The sequence below is a fragment of the Enterobacter sp. WP_7_1 genome (assembly GCF_003688535.1).
In the GTDB taxonomy this organism is placed as follows: Bacteria; Pseudomonadota; Gammaproteobacteria; order Enterobacterales; family Enterobacteriaceae; genus Enterobacter; species Enterobacter asburiae.
Window position 1 is genome coordinate 85,871 of sequence record NZ_REFK01000006.1, and the last position, 16,017, is coordinate 101,887.

Here is a 16,017-nt window from a genome sequence, read left to right on the forward strand (position 1 = left end):
TGGATGCACATTTTTGTGCTGTCCCGTTCAGGTCACATTAAAAGTCGTCCCGGAGCGCTTAAAAAGGACGACATAAAAAACAGGATGAATACCATGTCCGATCGTGTGGATAGAGACGTGATTAATGCGCTTATTGCGGGTCATTTTGCTGACCCCTTTTCTGTGCTTGGGATGCATCAAACTGAGGATGGCCTTGAAGTTCGGGCACTGTTACCGGATGCCACAGAAGTCTGGGTGATTGAACCCAAAACCGGCCGCAAGGTGGGTAATCTAGAATGCCTCGATTCCCGTGGCTTCTTCTCGGGCGTAATGCCCCGCCGTAAAAATCCTTTTCGCTATCAGCTCGCCGTCCTCTGGCACGGTCAGCAAAACCTGATTGACGACCCTTACAGCTTCGGCCCTCTGCTTAAAGAGATGGATGCCTGGCTGCTCTCCGAAGGAACGCACCTTCGCCCTTATGAAACGCTGGGTGCCCATGCCGATACCATGGACGGCATTACCGGCACGCGGTTCTCCGTGTGGGCGCCTAACGCCCAGCGCGTCTCCGTTGTCGGCCAGTTCAACTACTGGGACGGTCGCCGCCACCCGATGCGCCTGCGCCGGGAAACCGGCATCTGGGAGCTGTTTATCCCCGGGGCGCACCCCGGGCAGCTTTATAAATTCGAGATGATCGACGCCAACGGCAAGCTGCGCATTAAAGCCGACCCGTATGCCTTCGAAGCGCAGATGCGCCCGGATACCGCGTCGCTGATTTGCGGCCTGCCGGAGAAGGTCGTCCAGACGGAGGAGCGCAAACAGGCCAACCGTTTTGACGCGCCCATCTCCGTCTATGAGGTACACCTTGGCTCCTGGCGTCGACACACCGATAACAACTTCTGGCTGAGCTACCGTGAGCTTGCCGACCAGCTGGTGCCGTATGCCAAATGGATGGGCTTTACCCACCTTGAGCTGCTGCCGGTCAATGAGCATCCGTTCGACGGCAGCTGGGGCTATCAGCCCACCGGGCTGTATGCGCCAACGCGCCGCTTCGGCACGCGCGATGACTTCCGCTATTTCATTGATGCCGCGCACGCCGCCGGGCTGAACGTCATCCTCGACTGGGTGCCGGGCCATTTCCCGTCGGATGACTTTGCGCTGGCAGAGTTTGATGGCACGAAGCTGTACGAGCACAGCGACCCGCGCGAAGGCTATCACCAGGACTGGAATACGCTGATCTACAACTACGGTCGCCGTGAGGTCGCAAACTACCTGGTCGGGAATGCCCTGTACTGGATCGAGCGGTTTGGCATTGATGCCCTGCGCGTCGATGCGGTGGCGTCGATGATCTACCGCGACTACAGCCGCAAAGAGGGCGAGTGGATCCCGAACGAGTTTGGCGGCCGTGAAAACCTGGAAGCGATTGAATTCCTGCGTAATACCAACCGCATTATCGGCGAGCAGGTGGACGGTGCCGTGACCATGGCGGAAGAGTCGACCGACTTTGCGGGCGTCTCCCGTCCGCCGTCATTAGGCGGCCTGGGGTTCTGGTATAAGTGGAACCTGGGCTGGATGCACGACACGCTCGACTACATGAAGCTGGATCCGGTTCACCGTAAGTATCATCACGATAAGCTGACGTTCGGGATGCTCTACAACTACACCGAAAACTTCATGCTGCCGCTATCGCACGATGAAGTGGTGCACGGCAAAAAATCCATTCTCGACCGCATGCCGGGCGACGCGTGGCAGAAGTTTGCCAACCTGCGCGCCTACTACGGCTGGATGTTTGCCTTCCCGGGCAAGAAACTGCTGTTTATGGGCAATGAGTTCGCCCAGGGACGCGAGTGGAACCACGACGCCAGCCTCGACTGGCATCTGCTGGAAGGCGGCGACAACTGGCACCACGGGGTGCAGCGTCTGGTGCGCGACCTGAACCTGACCTACCGCCACCACAAAGCGCTGCACGAGCTCGACTTCGATCCGTATGGCTTTGAGTGGCTGGTGGTGGACGACCACGAGCGCTCGGTGTTTGTCTTTGTGCGTCGTGACAAAGCGGGTAACGAAATCATCGTCGCCAGCAACTTCACGCCGGTGCCGCGCGAACACTATCGCTTCGGCATTAACCAGCCGGGCAAATGGCGCGAGATCCTGAATACCGACTCGATGCACTACCACGGCAGCAACGCCGGTAACGGCGGGCTGGTACAGAGCGACGCCATCGAAAGCCACGGGCGACCCAACTCCCTGAGCCTGACGCTGCCGCCGCTTGGCACCATCTGGCTGATGCGGGAGGGCGAATGACGCAGCTTTCGGCAGGTAAACCCGAACCGCTCGGCGCGCGTTTTGACGGGAAGGGGGTCAATTTCACCCTCTTTTCCGCTCACGCTGAGCGGGTAGAACTGTGCGTGTTTGATGGGGAAGGTAACGAGCACCGTTACGATTTACCCGAGCGCACGGGGGATACCTGGCACGGCTACCTGGCCGGAGGACGGCCAGGCATGCACTATGGCTTTCGCGTACACGGTCCGTGGGATCCGGCGCAGGGCCACTGGTTTAACCCGGCGAAGCTGTTGATTGACCCGTGCGCGCACCGCGTGGACGGCGAATTTAAAGACGACCCGCTGTTCCACGTGGGCTACGGCGAGCCCGACCACCGCGACAGCGCGCCCGTCGCGCCAAAAAGCGTGGTGGTGAACGATCTTTATGACTGGGAAGACGATGTCCCGCCGCAGACGCCGTGGGGCAATACCGTTATTTATGAAGCCCACGTCAAAGGGCTGACGTACCTGCACCCGTCGATCCCCAAAGAGATGCGCGGCACCTATAAGGCGCTCGGGCATCCCACCATGATCGCCTACCTGAAACACCTCGGCATCACCGCGCTGGAACTGCTGCCCGTCGCCCATTTCGCCAGCGAGCCGCGCCTGCAGCGGCTGGGGCTAAGCAACTACTGGGGCTACAACCCGCTGGCGATGTTCGCGCTTGAGCCACGCTATGCCGCCCATCCGGAAAAGGCGCGGGACGAATTTCGCGATGCGGTGAAGGCGCTCCATACGGCGGGCATTGAGGTCATTCTGGACGTCGTGCTGAACCACAGTGCCGAAAGCGATCTCGACGGTCCGACGCTCTCCATGCGCGGAATTGATAACCGTAGCTATTATTGGATCAGGCAGGATGGCGATTATGAGAACTGGACCGGCTGCGGTAACACGCTCAACCTCAGCCATCCGGCGGTCACGCATTTTGCTTATGAGTGCCTGAAATACTGGGTGGAAACGTTCCACGTCGACGGTTTTCGTTTCGACCTGGCGCCCGTGATGGGGCGCACGCCAGCGTTCAGCCAGCAGGCGCCGCTGTTTGAGGCGATAAAAAACTGTCCGGTGCTCTCGCAGGTGAAGCTTATTGCCGAGCCGTGGGACATCGGTGAAGGCGGTTATCAGGTCGGGAATTTCCCGCCGCTGTTTGCCGAGTGGAACGATCACTATCGCGATGCCGCGCGCCGCTTCTGGCTGGAACGGAATCTGTCGCTGGGGGAGTTCGCCGGACGCTTTGCCGCTTCAAGCGATCTCTTTAAGCGCGACGGCAAACGCCCGTCGGCCACCGTCAATCTGTTGACGGCACACGACGGTTTTACGCTCCGGGACTGCGTTTGTTTCAATCAGAAACACAATGAGGCAAACGGCGAAGAGAATCGCGATGGCACTAACAATAACCATAGCTTTAATCATGGTATAGAAGGGTTAGGCGGAAGCCTGGACGTCATCGAGCGGCGACGTGCCAGCGTTCATGCTTTGCTGACAACGCTTTTATTGTCGCAGGGCACGCCGATGCTGCTGGCAGGCGATGAACACGGCCATAGCCAGCACGGTAACAACAATGCGTATTGCCAGGACAACACGTTAACCTGGCTCGACTGGGGTGAAGCCAACAGCGGGCTGATTCATTTTACCGCTGCGCTGATCCATCTTCGCCAGCAGATCCCCGCGCTGACCGCCGACCGCTGGTGGGAAGAGGGTGACGGCAACGTTCGCTGGTTGAATCAAGACGCGCAACCGTTAAGCGCGCAAGAGTGGCAACACGGCGTACCACGCCTGCAAATCCTGCTGTCGGATAAATGGCTGGTCACGCTGAACGCGACGGATGACGTCGCAGAGATTGTTTTACCTGAAGGGGAATGGCGAGCTGTTCCCCCCTTTGCCGGAGCGGATAATCCGGTAGTAATGGCTGTCTGGCACGGGCCTGCGCACGGAGTGTGCGTATTCCAAAGATGATAAAAAAGGAGTTAGTCATGGTTAGATTAGAGAAGAACGATCCCTTAATGTTGGCGCGCCAGCTACCATTAAAAACGGTTGCCCTGATACTTGCGGGTGGACGTGGTACCCGTCTGAAAGATTTGACCATCAAGCGCGCGAAACCGGCTGTTCACTTTGGTGGTAAGTTCCGTATCATCGACTTTGCGCTCTCCAACTGTCTCAACTCGGGCATTCGCCGTATTGGCGTCATTACGCAGTATCAGTCGCATACGCTGGTTCAGCATATCCAGCGCGGCTGGTCATTCTTCAGCGAAGAGATGAACGAGTTTGTCGATCTCCTTCCCGCTCAGCAGCGCGTCCACGGCGAGAACTGGTACCGCGGAACGGCGGATGCGGTGACGCAGAACCTCGACATCATTCGTCGCTACAGCGCGGAATACATCGTGATCCTCGCCGGGGACCATATCTACAAGCAAGATTACTCCCACATGCTCATCGACCACGTCGAAAAAGGGGCGCGCTGCACCGTAGCGTGTCTGCCTGTGCCCGTTGCTGAAGCGACGGCGTTTGGCGTGATGCACGTGGATGCCGACGACAAAATTATCGACTTTGTTGAAAAGCCGGCGAACCCGCCAACCATGCCGGGCGATGACACCAAATCGCTCGCCAGCATGGGGATTTATGTCTTTGATGCAGATTATCTTTATGAGCTGCTGGAAGAAGACGACAAAGACGAAAACTCCAGCCACGACTTCGGTAAAGACATCATTCCGAAAATCACGAAAGCTGGCATGGCGTATGCACATCCTTTCCCGCTGTCCTGCGTGCAGTCCGACCCCAATGCGGAACCTTACTGGCGCGATGTGGGAACTCTGGAAGCGTACTTGAAAGCGAACCTCGACCTGGCGTCGGTCACGCCTGAATTGGATATGTACGACCAGAACTGGCCGATTCGTACCCATATGGAATCGCTGCCGCCGGCCAAATTCGTGCAGGACCGCTCCGGCAGCCACGGCATGACGCTCAACTCGCTGGTATCCGGCGGGTGCATTATTTCAGGCTCGGTAGTGGTGCAGTCGGTGCTGTTCCCCCGCGTGCGGATAAATTCATTCTGTAATATCGATTCGGCAGTCTTACTGCCTGATGTCTGGGTAGGGCGCTCGTGCCGTCTGCGCCGCTGCGTTATCGATCGTGCCTGCGTCATTCCAGAAGGGATGGTGATTGGTGAGAACGCGGAAGAAGACGCGCGTCGTTTCTATCGTTCGGAAGAGGGGATCGTGTTAGTCACACGGGAAATGTTGCGGAAGCTGCAGATCAAACAGGAGCGATGATGCAGGTTTTACATGTATGTTCTGAGATGTTCCCGTTGTTAAAAACGGGCGGTCTGGCAGATGTTCTGGGTGCATTACCGGCAGCGCAAATCGCCGGAGGCGTGGATACCCGAGTCCTGCTGCCCGCCTTTCCGGATATCCGGCGCGGTATTCCCGATGCAAAAGTGGTGACCCGCCGTGAAACGTTCGCCGGACGTATCACCCTGCTGTTTGGACATTACAATGGCGTAGGGATTTACCTGATCGACGCGCCGCACTTATACGATCGACCGGGCAGCCCGTATCACGATACGAACCTGTTCGCCTACACCGATAACGTGCTGCGCTTTGCGCTGCTCGGCTGGGTCGGTGCAGAAATGGCGACGGGGCTGGATCCGTTCTGGCGCCCGGATGTGGTGCACGCGCACGACTGGCACGCCGGGCTTGCCCCGGCGTATCTCGCGGCGCGCGGCCATCCGGCCAAATCGGTCTTTACCGTGCATAACCTGGCGTATCAGGGGATGTACTATGCCCATCACATGAGTGAAATCGATCTGCCATTATCGTTCTATAACATGCACGGGCTGGAATTTAACGGGCAGATCTCGTTCCTGAAAGCCGGGCTGTACTACGCCGATCACATCACGGCGGTGAGCCCAACCTACGCGCGTGAGATCACCCAGCCGGAGTTTGGCTACGGTATGGAAGGGTTGCTGCAGCAGCGCCATCGCGAAGGCCGCCTGTCGGGCATTCTGAACGGCGTGGATGAACAGATCTGGAGCCCGGAAACCGATCTCCTGCTGGCGGCGCGCTATGGCCGTGACTCCGTGGAAGACAAAGCGGAAAACAAACGCCAGCTGCAGATTGCGATGGGCCTGAAGGTTAACGACAAGGTGCCGCTGTTCGCGGTGGTCAGCCGCCTGACCAGCCAGAAAGGGTTGGATCTGGTGCTGGAGGCGCTGCCCGGTTTACTGGAGCAGGGCGGACAGCTGGCGCTGCTCGGTGCGGGCGACCCGGTGCTGCAGGAAGGTTTCCTTGCCGCCGCGGCGGAACATCCTGGTCAGGTGGGCGTGCAGATTGGCTACCACGAAGCGTTCTCGCACCGCATCATGGGCGGCGCGGACGTCATTCTGGTGCCGAGCCGTTTCGAACCCTGCGGCCTGACGCAGCTTTACGGCCTGAAATACGGCACCCTGCCGCTGGTACGCCGCACGGGCGGACTGGCGGATACCGTATCCGATAGCTCTCTGGAAAACCTGGCGGACGGTATCGCCAGCGGGTTTGTCTTTGAGGACAGTAATGCCTGGTCGCTGCTTCGGGCGATTCGGCGTGCTTTCGTCTTGTGGTCCCGTCCATCGCTCTGGCGTTACGTTCAGCGTCAGGCGATGTCCATGGACTTTAGCTGGCATGTCGCGGCGCAGTCATACCGCGATCTCTATCAACGCTTGATGTAACGAGGCGAAGTTACTGATATGAACGCTCCATTTAGCTACTCTTCACCCACGCTCAGCGTTGAGGCGTTAAAGCACTCCATCGCCTACAAGCTGATGTTCACCATCGGGAAAGATCCGGTTATAGCCAACAAGCACGAGTGGCTGAACGCCACCCTGTTTGCGGTGCGTGACCGCTTAGTTGAACGCTGGCTGCGCTCAAACCGCGCCCAGCTCTCGCAGGAAACGCGTCAGGTTTACTACCTGTCGATGGAATTTTTGATTGGCCGCACGCTTTCCAACGCGCTGTTGTCGCTAGGTATTTATGACGACGTCAAAACCGCCCTGGAAGAGATGGGGTTAGATTTAGAAGAGCTGATCGACGAAGAGAACGACCCGGGCCTCGGCAACGGCGGCCTGGGGCGTCTCGCCGCCTGCTTCCTCGACTCGCTGGCAACGCTGGCGCTGCCGGGCCGCGGCTACGGTATTCGCTACGACTACGGTATGTTCAAACAGAACATCGTCGACGGGCGCCAGAAAGAGTCGCCGGACTACTGGCTGGAGTACGGCAACCCGTGGGAGTTTAAGCGCCACAATACGCGCTACAAGGTGCGCTTTGGCGGACGTATCCAGCAGGAAGGCAAAAAATCCCGCTGGGTAGAAACGGAAGAGATCCTGGCCGTGGCCTACGACCAGATTATCCCCGGCTATGACACCGATGCCACCAACACGCTGCGCCTGTGGAGCGCCCAGGCCAGTAGCGAAATTAACCTCGGTAAATTCAACCAGGGTGACTACTTTGCGGCGGTGGAAGACAAAAACCACTCCGAGAACGTGTCCCGCGTGCTGTATCCGGATGACTCGACCTACTCCGGCCGCGAGCTGCGCCTGCGTCAGGAATATTTCCTCGTCTCCTCGACGATTCAGGATATCCTTAGCCGCCATCATCAGCTGCACAAAACCTACGCCAACCTGGCGGAGAAAACGGCGATCCACCTTAACGACACCCACCCGGTGCTCTCCATTCCGGAGCTGATGCGCCTGCTGATCGACGAGCATAAGTTCAGCTGGGATGACGCGTTTGAAGTGACCTGTCAGGTATTCTCCTACACCAACCACACGCTGATGAGCGAAGCGCTGGAAACGTGGCCGGTAGACATGCTCGGCAAAATCCTGCCGCGCCATCTGCAGATTATCTTTGAGATTAACGACTACTTCCTCAAGACGCTGCAGGAGCAGTACCCGAACGATACCGGGCTGCTGAGCCGCGCGTCCATCATTGATGAATCGAACGGTCGCCGCGTGCGCATGGCCTGGCTGGCGGTGGTCATCAGCCACAAGGTCAACGGCGTGTCCGAGCTCCACTCGAACCTGATGGTGCAGTCGCTGTTTGCGGACTTCGCGAAGATCTTCCCGACGCGGTTCTGCAACGTGACCAACGGGGTCACGCCGCGCCGCTGGCTGGCGCTGGCCAACCAGCCGCTCTCTGAGGTGCTGGACGAGAATATTGGCCGTACCTGGCGGACCGATTTGAGCCAGCTGAGCGAGCTGGAACAGCACATTGATTTCCCGACGGTGAACAAAGCCGTGCGCGAAGCCAAGCTGCTGAACAAAAAGCGTCTGGCGGTCTGGCTGGCGATGCACCTCAACGTGGTGGCAAACCCGAAAGCGCTGTTCGACGTTCAGATCAAACGCATCCACGAATACAAGCGTCAGCTGATGAACGTGCTGCACGTAATCACCCATTACAACCGCATCAAGGCCGATCCAACGGCCGAATGGGTGCCGCGCGTGAAGATTTTCGCCGGTAAGGCAGCTTCTGCCTACTACATGGCGAAGCACATCATTCATCTCATCAACGATGTGGCGAAGGTGGTTAACCAGGATCCGGACATTGGCGACAAGCTGAAGGTGGTCTTCATTCCGAACTACAGCGTAAGCCTGGCGCAGATGATCATCCCGGCGGCGGATCTCTCTGAGCAGATTTCCACGGCGGGTACGGAAGCATCCGGCACCAGTAACATGAAGTTTGCTCTTAACGGCGCGCTGACCATCGGCACGCTGGACGGGGCGAATGTCGAGATGCTGGAGCACGTGGGCGAAGAAAATATCTTTATCTTCGGTAATACGACGGAAGAGGTGGAGGCGCTGCGCAGGAAAGGCTACTCGCCACGTCAATATTACGAAGAGGATGAAGAGTTACGTCAGGTGCTGACGCAGATCGCGACCGGGGTGTTTAGCCCTGATGAACCGAGCCGCTATCGCGATCTGGTGGATTCGCTGATTAACTTTGGCGATCACTACCAGGTGCTGGCGGATTATCGCAGCTACGTGGACTGTCAGGATAAGGTGGACGAACTGTATCGTCAGCAGGAGAAGTGGACCAGCGCCGCGATGTATAACATCGCCAATATGGGCTATTTCTCGTCTGACAGGACCATCAAGGAGTATGCCGAGACGATCTGGCATATTGATCCGGTGAGGTTGTAAAAGCAAAACGGCAACCTCGGTTGCCGTTTTTAGTGTTTGTTCCCTCTCCCTGTGGGAGAGGGTCAGGGTGAGGGCATCAGCCCGCACCGATCGTATTACGACGCCAGCGACAGCTCACGCTTCCCCGCATTTTGCAGCAACCACTGCGCCACGCGAGACTGCTGCTCGGCGTTGAGCCACATCCCTTCTTTGGTACGACGCCAGATAGCATCATCCAGGCGACGAACCCACTCATGCTCAACCAGGTAACGCAGCTCGGCTTCGTACAGCTCGTGGCCGAAATGCTCGCCCAGATCCGCAATGTCCTTCGCATCGCCCAGGAACAGCTCGGTATTGCTGCCGTAGGTGCGGGCATAGTGGCGCGCCATTCCTTCGGTGATGAACGGGAAGCGACGGCGCAGCTTCGCGGCGTAATCATCGCGGTTATCGCCGATATCACCGCCGGGCAGTACCGCGCCTTTGGTCCATGCCGGGCCAATGCCTTTGTAGTACGGCGCCAGTTTTTCCAGCGCGTGCTCGGCCAGCTTGCGGTAGGTGGTCAGCTTGCCGCCAAACACGGAAAGCAGCGGCGCCTGACCGTCAACGTCGTGAATATCGAGCGTATAGTCGCGGGTAATCGCCTGCGGCGAGTCAGACTCGTCATCGCACAGCGGACGCACGCCGGAGTAGGTCCAGACCACGTCATCGCGTGACAGCTGTTTCCTGAAGTGCGCGTTATACACTTTGAGCAGGTAGTTCACTTCGCTCTCGTCGATCTCGACGTTCTTCGGATCGCCTTTGTACTCCACGTCGGTGGTGCCGATGATCGAAAATTCGTCCATCCACGGGATCACAAACACGATGCGCTTGTCTTCGTTCTGCAGAATGTAGGCCTGCTTCTGCGTATGCACGCGCGGCACCACAATGTGGCTGCCCTTGATCAGGCGAATGCCGTACGGCGAAGGCAGATGCATGCCGTCGTCGAAGAACTGCTTCACCCACGGGCCGGTAGCGTTCACCAGGCCGCGCGCTTTCCAGCTGAATTTCTCGCCGGTATCGATGTCTTCCGCTTCCACAATCCACAGGCCGTTTTCACGACGGGCAGCGGTCGCGCGGGTACGGGTTTTCACCTCGCCACCTTTCTTCTCGACCATCTGGGCATTCGCCAGCACCAGGCGCGCATCGTCCACCCAGCAGTCGGAATATTCGAAACCACGCACGATTTCAGGCTTAAGGACCGATTCTGAGCTAAAACGCAAACCTTTCGAACCCGGGAGGCTGGTGCGTTTACCCAGATGATCGTACATAAACAGACCAATTCGGATCATCCACGCCGGACGCAGATGCGGGCGATGGGGCAGGCGGAAGCGCATCGGGATAGCCAGATGCGGCGCCATTTTCAGCAGCACTTCACGTTCGGCCAGTGCTTCACTGACCAGGCGGAATTCGTAGTGTTCCAGGTAGCGCAGGCCACCGTGAATCAGTTTGGAGCTGGCGGACGACGTCGCGCAGGCGAGATCGTTAGCTTCCAGCATCAGTACGGATAAACCGCGTCCTGCGGCATCGACCGCAATACCGGCACCGTTGATGCCACCGCCTATCACAATCAGATCTTTGGTTTCCATAACACCCTCATGCACTTTCGTTAAAGCTCAGAAATGTTCGATATCGCTCATAATAGCAAAGGAACGCGCTTTTGGTAACATCAAAAAAACAATTTAGAGTGATATGGATAACATAATGGCGTTTACCCGCCGCCAGGACGTACACTACGGGGTAAAATTGTGTCGTTGACCACTGTAAAGAGAACACCATGGATCAGTTTGAATGTATTAACGTAGAAGAAGCCCACCAGAAGATGCACCAGGGAAAAGCGGTGCTGGTGGACATCCGCGATCCGCAGAGTTTTGCGATGGGCCACACGCCGGGCGCGTTCCATCTCACCAACGACACGCTGGGCGCGTTTATGCGCGATAACGACTTCGAGACGCCGGTGATGGTCATGTGCTACCACGGCAACAGCAGCAAGGGCGCGGCGCAGTATCTGCTTCAGCAGGGCTACGACGCGGTATACAGCGTCGACGGCGGCTTCGATGCCTGGCATCGTCATTTCCCGGCAGAAGTGGAATACGCTTTTGAGCGCTGATCCCGCTATACTATCCCCTTTTGTGTGGAAATAAGCGACCGCTGCCCATGTTGATGATCACCTCTTTTACCAACCCGCGCGTCGCCCAGGCGTTTGTCGACTATATGGCGACGCAGGGCGTTATTCTGACCATTCAGCAACATAACCAGACCGACGTCTGGCTGGCCGACGAGAGCCAGGCCGCGCGCGTAAACGAAGAGCTGGCGCGTTTTCTTGAGAACCCCGGCGACCCGCGCTATCTGGCGGCCAGCTGGCAGTCCGGGCAGACCGACAGCGGACTGTACTACAGCCGTTTTCCCTTCCTTGCCACCATCCGCGAACGCGCGGGCCCGTTTACGCTGCTGCTGATGGCGGCCTGCATTATCGTCTTCATTATTATGAACGTGGTGGGCGACCAGAGCGTGATGATTGCCCTGGCCTGGCCCTATGATCCGTCTCTTGATTTTGACGTCTGGCGCTACTTTAGCCACGCGCTGATGCACTTCTCGGTAATGCATATCCTCTTCAACCTGCTCTGGTGGTGGTATCTCGGCGGCGCTGTTGAAAAGCGTCTGGGCAGCGGCAAGCTGATCGTTATCACCCTTATCAGCGCCCTGCTGAGCGGCTATGTGCAGCACAAGTTCAGCGGGCCGTGGTTCGGCGGGCTGTCGGGCGTCGTGTATGCCCTGATGGGCTATGTCTGGCTTCGCGGGGAGCGCGATCCGGAAAGCGGCATCTATTTGCAGCGCGGATTAATAACCTTTGCGTTAATATGGCTAATTGCCGGATGGTTTGATCTGTTTGGTATGTCTATCGCCAACGGTGCACACGTCGCCGGGCTGGCCGTGGGGCTGGCGATGGCGTTTGCCGACACGCTCCATGCGCGAAAACGAACATAATTCTCAGGGATAATTGATGAAACAAACACAACGTCATGACGCTATTATCGAACTGGTAAAAAAACAGGGATACGTCAGCACTGAAGAGCTGGTGGAGCAGTTTGCCGTCAGCCCACAAACCATCCGTCGTGACCTGAACGACCTGGCCGATCAGAACCGCATTCTTCGCCACCACGGCGGGGCGGCGCTGCCGTCCAGTTCGGTCAATACCTCCTGGCATGACCGTAAAGCCACGCAGACGGCAGAGAAAGAGCGCATTGCCCGCAAGGTCGCCAGCCAGATCCCGAACGGGGCGACGCTGTTTATTGATATCGGCACCACGCCGGAAGCGGTGGCCCATGCGCTGCTGGATCACGAGAACCTGCGCGTGGTCACCAACAACCTGAACGTGGCCAATACCCTGATGCAGAAAGACGACTTCCGCATCATCCTCGCGGGCGGCGAACTGCGCAGCCGCGACGGCGGGATTATCGGCGAAGCGACCCTCGATTTTATCTCTCAGTTCCGCCTCGACTTCGGCATTCTCGGGATCAGCGGCATCGACAGCGACGGCTCGCTGCTGGAGTTTGACTATCACGAGGTGCGCACCAAGCGCGCGATTATTGAAAACTCACGCCACGTGATGCTGGTGGTGGATCATTCCAAGTTTGGCCGTAACGCGATGGTGAACATGGGCAGCATCAGCATGGTGGATGCGGTCTATACCGACGTGATGCCGCCGGCGGGCGTGATGCAGGTGATTAAAGATAATAATTTGCAGTTAGAGTTGTGTTGAAAAGCCGTTCCCCCTCTCCCTGTGGGAGAGGGCCGGGGTGAGGGCATCAGGCCGCACAAAACCTAAACCCCATACCCCATCATCTTCAACAGCTGCTGCGCATGCTGCACCGCATCTTGTCGATGCGCCACGCCCAGCTTCTGATACAGATTGCGGATATGCGTTTTGATGGTGGTCGCCGCCACCGCGAGCTCGCCGGCAATCTGCTCGTTGCTGTAGCCTGAATAGATCAGCCCCAGAACCTGCCATTCGCGCTGGGTGAGCGGGCTGGTGCGGATAAGTTCCGGCACTTCCGGATGGTTCAGCAGACGTTCAACGAAGTTCTCATCAAAATGCGCGAACTTGTGCCGATGATGCTGGTTAATCTCGCGCAGGATGCGCTGGGCGCGATGCTGATCCAGCTCCGGCAGCGTGTTGAGCTGAATAAGCTGACGCAGCTGCTGCGCCATCACTTCACCTTCAATCACAAAGTGGCTGATAAACCCGGTGCGGTTAGCCAGCTGCAGCGCTTCCAGCAGCACGCGCTGGGCATCGTTTTTACGACCCGCCTGCCAGTAGAGCTGGTTCAGCAGCAGCAGGTTGCGGTTCAGGTCGCTCATCAGACGCAGGCTGCGCGCGTTCTCGTTCAGCTCTTCCAGCACAATCTCTGCGGGCTCTATTTCACCGAGCAGGATCTGCGCGCGGGCAATGTTGCGCCACTGGCTCTGCAGGAAGTGGTTGTTAGCAAATTCCGGTTTTGGCGTCTGACGCAGCCAGTTGGCGGCGGATTTTTTATCGCCGGTCATCTGCCAGTAAATCACCCGGACCTTATCGGCGTTAGAGACCCAGTCGCTATGATACTGACCGTTGCCGAGCAGGTTCTCCAGGCGGTTCAGATGGTTGCGGGCGTTATCGAGATCGCCGCGCGCCAGCGAGCACTGCACCAGCAGCGCCAGGCACTGCAGCTGCTGCTGAGGCTGGAAGCTGGAAAGGACATCCACACCCTGGCGGGCGCAGCTTTCCGCTTCATCCAGACGCGACCATGCCCACAGCAGCTGAGCGCGGATACGCAACAGGAACTCGTGCATCGGCAGCTGTTCCAGGTGCTGTTCACGAATCAGCTGGAACGCTTTTTCCTGGTTTTCCCAGGCGGCCTGCAGGAACCCCTGCGCGAATAAAATCTCGCTCTGTTGGATCAGGCTCCACAGCGCGTAATGCCAGACATCATGACGACGCGCCATCTGTTCGGTTTGCTGCATCAGTGAAAGCGAACGGGTGAGGTCGCCTTTGCAGTGCAGCACCTCACCGTGCACCGAAGTCGCAACGATGCGGCTGTAGAAGTTAGCCAGCGGCAGCTCGTCCAGCGCGACCATCGCCAGCCGTTCAGCTTCGTCCGGGTCGCCGTCGTTAATGGCCACCTGAGCGCGCAGCGCGTTAAATTCGCCATGCAGGGTGGTATCCATTTCGCTTTCCATCTCCTGCTCGGCGCGCGCCAGCAGGGTGTTCACTTCGCTGTAGCGGTGCTGGCTCTGCATCAGCCAGGCCTGCAGCAGTACCAGACGCGGGTTCTCCAGCAGGCTTTCCCACGGCAGGGCTTTGAGAGACTCTTCCAGCAGGGTCAGCTCGCTGTGGTTAAACAGGCCCCACGCATGATTGAGGAGGATATCGCGCAGCATGCTGGCATCACCGGCGGCCAGCGCGTGGTGGATGGCCTCGCTCGGGAAGCCTTGCGCCATCCAGCTTTCGGCAGCGGCGCGGTGGATCTCCGGCAGTTCAACCGCCAGTTCCCACTGACAGCGCTGGCGCAGGAAGCTGCCAAACAGCGGATGATAGCTAAACCACTCGCCGGGATCGTCCATGCGCGTCAGGAAAAGGCCCTGACGTTCAATCTCTTCGAGCTGCAGCTGGCCGTTTTCACACCCCGTCACGCGCACGATGAGTGCATCGTTCATGGAGCGCAGCAGAGAGCTTTTCAGCAGGAAATTACGCGTCGAGGGATCGACGCTGTCCAGCACCTCATCCACCAGGTAGTCAGAAAGGTGACTGGCGTTGATGCCCGCCAGACGCCGGGCAGACTGATGCGCCGGACTGTTGTTTTGTCGGGCGGAGAGCGCGATAAGCTGCAGCGCCGTGGCCCAGCCGGCAACGTCATCACACAGACGACTGCTTTCGGCGGCCTCAATCGGTGATGTCAGGCGGCAGTCAAAGAACTGTTTCGCTTCCTGGTGGGTAAAGGCCAGCTGCTGGCTGCCCACTTCCAGAAGCTGATCGCGCACGCGCAGGTTGGCAATACCCAGCTGCGGCAGGTTGCGTGACAGCACCACTAAAGTCAGGTTTTCCGGCTGATGGCGCAGGAAGAAACGCATCGATTCATGAATCACCGGGTTAGTGATGAGATGGTAATCATCAATCACCACGTAAAGCGGGCGATGCCATTCGGCCAGTTCGATAAACAGCTGAGAGAAAAGGGAGGACAGGCTGGCGTACTGGCGCTTTTGCACCATCACCTCACTGGCGACGCAGTGTCCATGGGTGGCTTGCTGTATGGCGGCAATCAGATAGCTGGCAAAACGCTCCTGCTGGTTATCGCCCTCGTCGAGGGAGTACCAGCCAAGATCGCTTTTACCCGCGGCCCATTGCGAAATGAGCGTTGTTTTTCCATAGCCTGCAGGGCTCGTAACCAGCGCCAGTCGGAAATTATGCGCGCCGGAAAGTTTAGCCAACAGACGCTCGCGGACCACTGTATGGTCAAGACGAACCGGGCGACTTAATTTAGACGGAATCAACATAGGTTTCAC

General features: G+C 58.1%; 10 protein-coding genes. 8 read left to right on the plus strand and 2 right to left on the minus strand.

Annotated elements, in window-relative coordinates; translation table 11 throughout:
- Positions 1-93 precede the first annotated feature (93 nt).
- The 5 genes from glgB to glgP are packed head-to-tail and all read left to right on the plus strand — an operon-like array spanning position 94 to position 9,462.
- Positions 94-2,280, plus strand: a complete 2,187-nt coding sequence (gene glgB, locus BJ885_RS20385; protein ID WP_029740652.1) for a 1,4-alpha-glucan branching enzyme — start codon at positions 94-96, stop codon at positions 2,278-2,280.
- Positions 2,277-4,250, plus strand: coding sequence for a glycogen debranching protein GlgX (gene glgX, locus BJ885_RS20390; protein WP_121932668.1), 1,974 nt, complete (start codon positions 2,277-2,279; stop codon positions 4,248-4,250). The genes glgB and glgX overlap by 4 nt, the downstream gene beginning before the upstream one ends.
- Positions 4,251-4,267: 17 nt before the next feature.
- The gene (gene glgC / locus BJ885_RS20395) at positions 4,268-5,563 is read left to right on the plus strand and encodes a glucose-1-phosphate adenylyltransferase (protein ID WP_121932669.1); all 1,296 of its coding nucleotides are present in this window, start codon (positions 4,268-4,270) and stop codon (positions 5,561-5,563) included.
- A complete protein-coding gene (glgA, locus tag BJ885_RS20400) occupies positions 5,563-6,996 on the plus strand; it encodes a glycogen synthase GlgA (RefSeq protein WP_023309509.1) in 1,434 nt (477 codons plus the stop codon). The genes glgC and glgA overlap by 1 nt, the downstream gene beginning before the upstream one ends.
- A gap of 18 nt (positions 6,997-7,014) precedes the next feature.
- Entirely contained in the window at positions 7,015-9,462 is a 2,448-nt protein-coding gene (gene glgP, locus BJ885_RS20405; RefSeq protein ID WP_029740650.1) for a glycogen phosphorylase, read from the plus strand.
- Positions 9,463-9,557: 95 nt separating this feature from the next.
- Here glgP and glpD read toward each other — a convergent pair whose 3' ends face one another.
- Positions 9,558-11,066: a glycerol-3-phosphate dehydrogenase gene (gene glpD / locus BJ885_RS20410; RefSeq protein ID WP_121932670.1), complete on the minus strand. Its 1,509-nt coding sequence runs from the start codon at positions 11,064-11,066 to the stop codon at positions 9,558-9,560.
- A gap of 188 nt (positions 11,067-11,254) precedes the next feature.
- Here glpD and glpE point away from each other — a divergent pair, with 188 nt between their 5' ends.
- From glpE to BJ885_RS20430, 3 genes are read left to right on the plus strand one after another with little or no spacing between them, the layout of a single operon-like run.
- Positions 11,255-11,587 carry a thiosulfate sulfurtransferase GlpE gene (gene glpE / locus BJ885_RS20420; protein WP_006177908.1) on the plus strand — a complete coding sequence of 111 codons (333 nt, stop codon included), beginning with the start codon at positions 11,255-11,257 and terminating at the stop codon, positions 11,585-11,587.
- Positions 11,588-11,634: 47 nt separating this feature from the next.
- Positions 11,635-12,465, plus strand: coding sequence for a rhomboid family intramembrane serine protease GlpG (gene glpG, locus BJ885_RS20425; RefSeq protein ID WP_121932671.1), 831 nt, complete (start codon positions 11,635-11,637; stop codon positions 12,463-12,465).
- A 16-nt stretch (positions 12,466-12,481) separates the two neighbouring features.
- Positions 12,482-13,240 carry a DeoR/GlpR family transcriptional regulator gene (locus BJ885_RS20430; RefSeq protein ID WP_008503060.1) on the plus strand — a complete coding sequence of 253 codons (759 nt, stop codon included), beginning with the start codon at positions 12,482-12,484 and terminating at the stop codon, positions 13,238-13,240.
- Positions 13,241-13,302: 62 nt separating this feature from the next.
- Here the strand turns inward: BJ885_RS20430 and malT are convergent, their stop codons facing one another.
- A complete protein-coding gene (malT, locus tag BJ885_RS20435) occupies positions 13,303-16,008 on the minus strand; it encodes an HTH-type transcriptional regulator MalT (protein WP_023309505.1) in 2,706 nt (901 codons plus the stop codon).
- Positions 16,009-16,017 lie beyond the last annotated feature (9 nt).

Coding starts and splice junctions, on each gene's coding strand:
- glgB (WP_029740652.1), top strand. CDS start 94: ATGTCCGATCGTGTGGATAGAGACGTGATTAATGCGCTTATTGCGGGT.
- glgX (WP_121932668.1), top strand. CDS start 2,277: ATGACGCAGCTTTCGGCAGGTAAACCCGAACCGCTCGGCGCGCGTTTT.
- glgC (WP_121932669.1), top strand. CDS start 4,268: ATGGTTAGATTAGAGAAGAACGATCCCTTAATGTTGGCGCGCCAGCTA.
- glgA (WP_023309509.1), top strand. CDS start 5,563: ATGCAGGTTTTACATGTATGTTCTGAGATGTTCCCGTTGTTAAAAACG.
- glgP (WP_029740650.1), top strand. CDS start 7,015: ATGAACGCTCCATTTAGCTACTCTTCACCCACGCTCAGCGTTGAGGCG.
- glpD (WP_121932670.1), bottom strand. CDS start 11,066: ATGGAAACCAAAGATCTGATTGTGATAGGCGGTGGCATCAACGGTGCC.
- glpE (WP_006177908.1), top strand. CDS start 11,255: ATGGATCAGTTTGAATGTATTAACGTAGAAGAAGCCCACCAGAAGATG.
- glpG (WP_121932671.1), top strand. CDS start 11,635: ATGTTGATGATCACCTCTTTTACCAACCCGCGCGTCGCCCAGGCGTTT.
- BJ885_RS20430 (WP_008503060.1), top strand. CDS start 12,482: ATGAAACAAACACAACGTCATGACGCTATTATCGAACTGGTAAAAAAA.
- malT (WP_023309505.1), bottom strand. CDS start 16,008: ATGTTGATTCCGTCTAAATTAAGTCGCCCGGTTCGTCTTGACCATACA.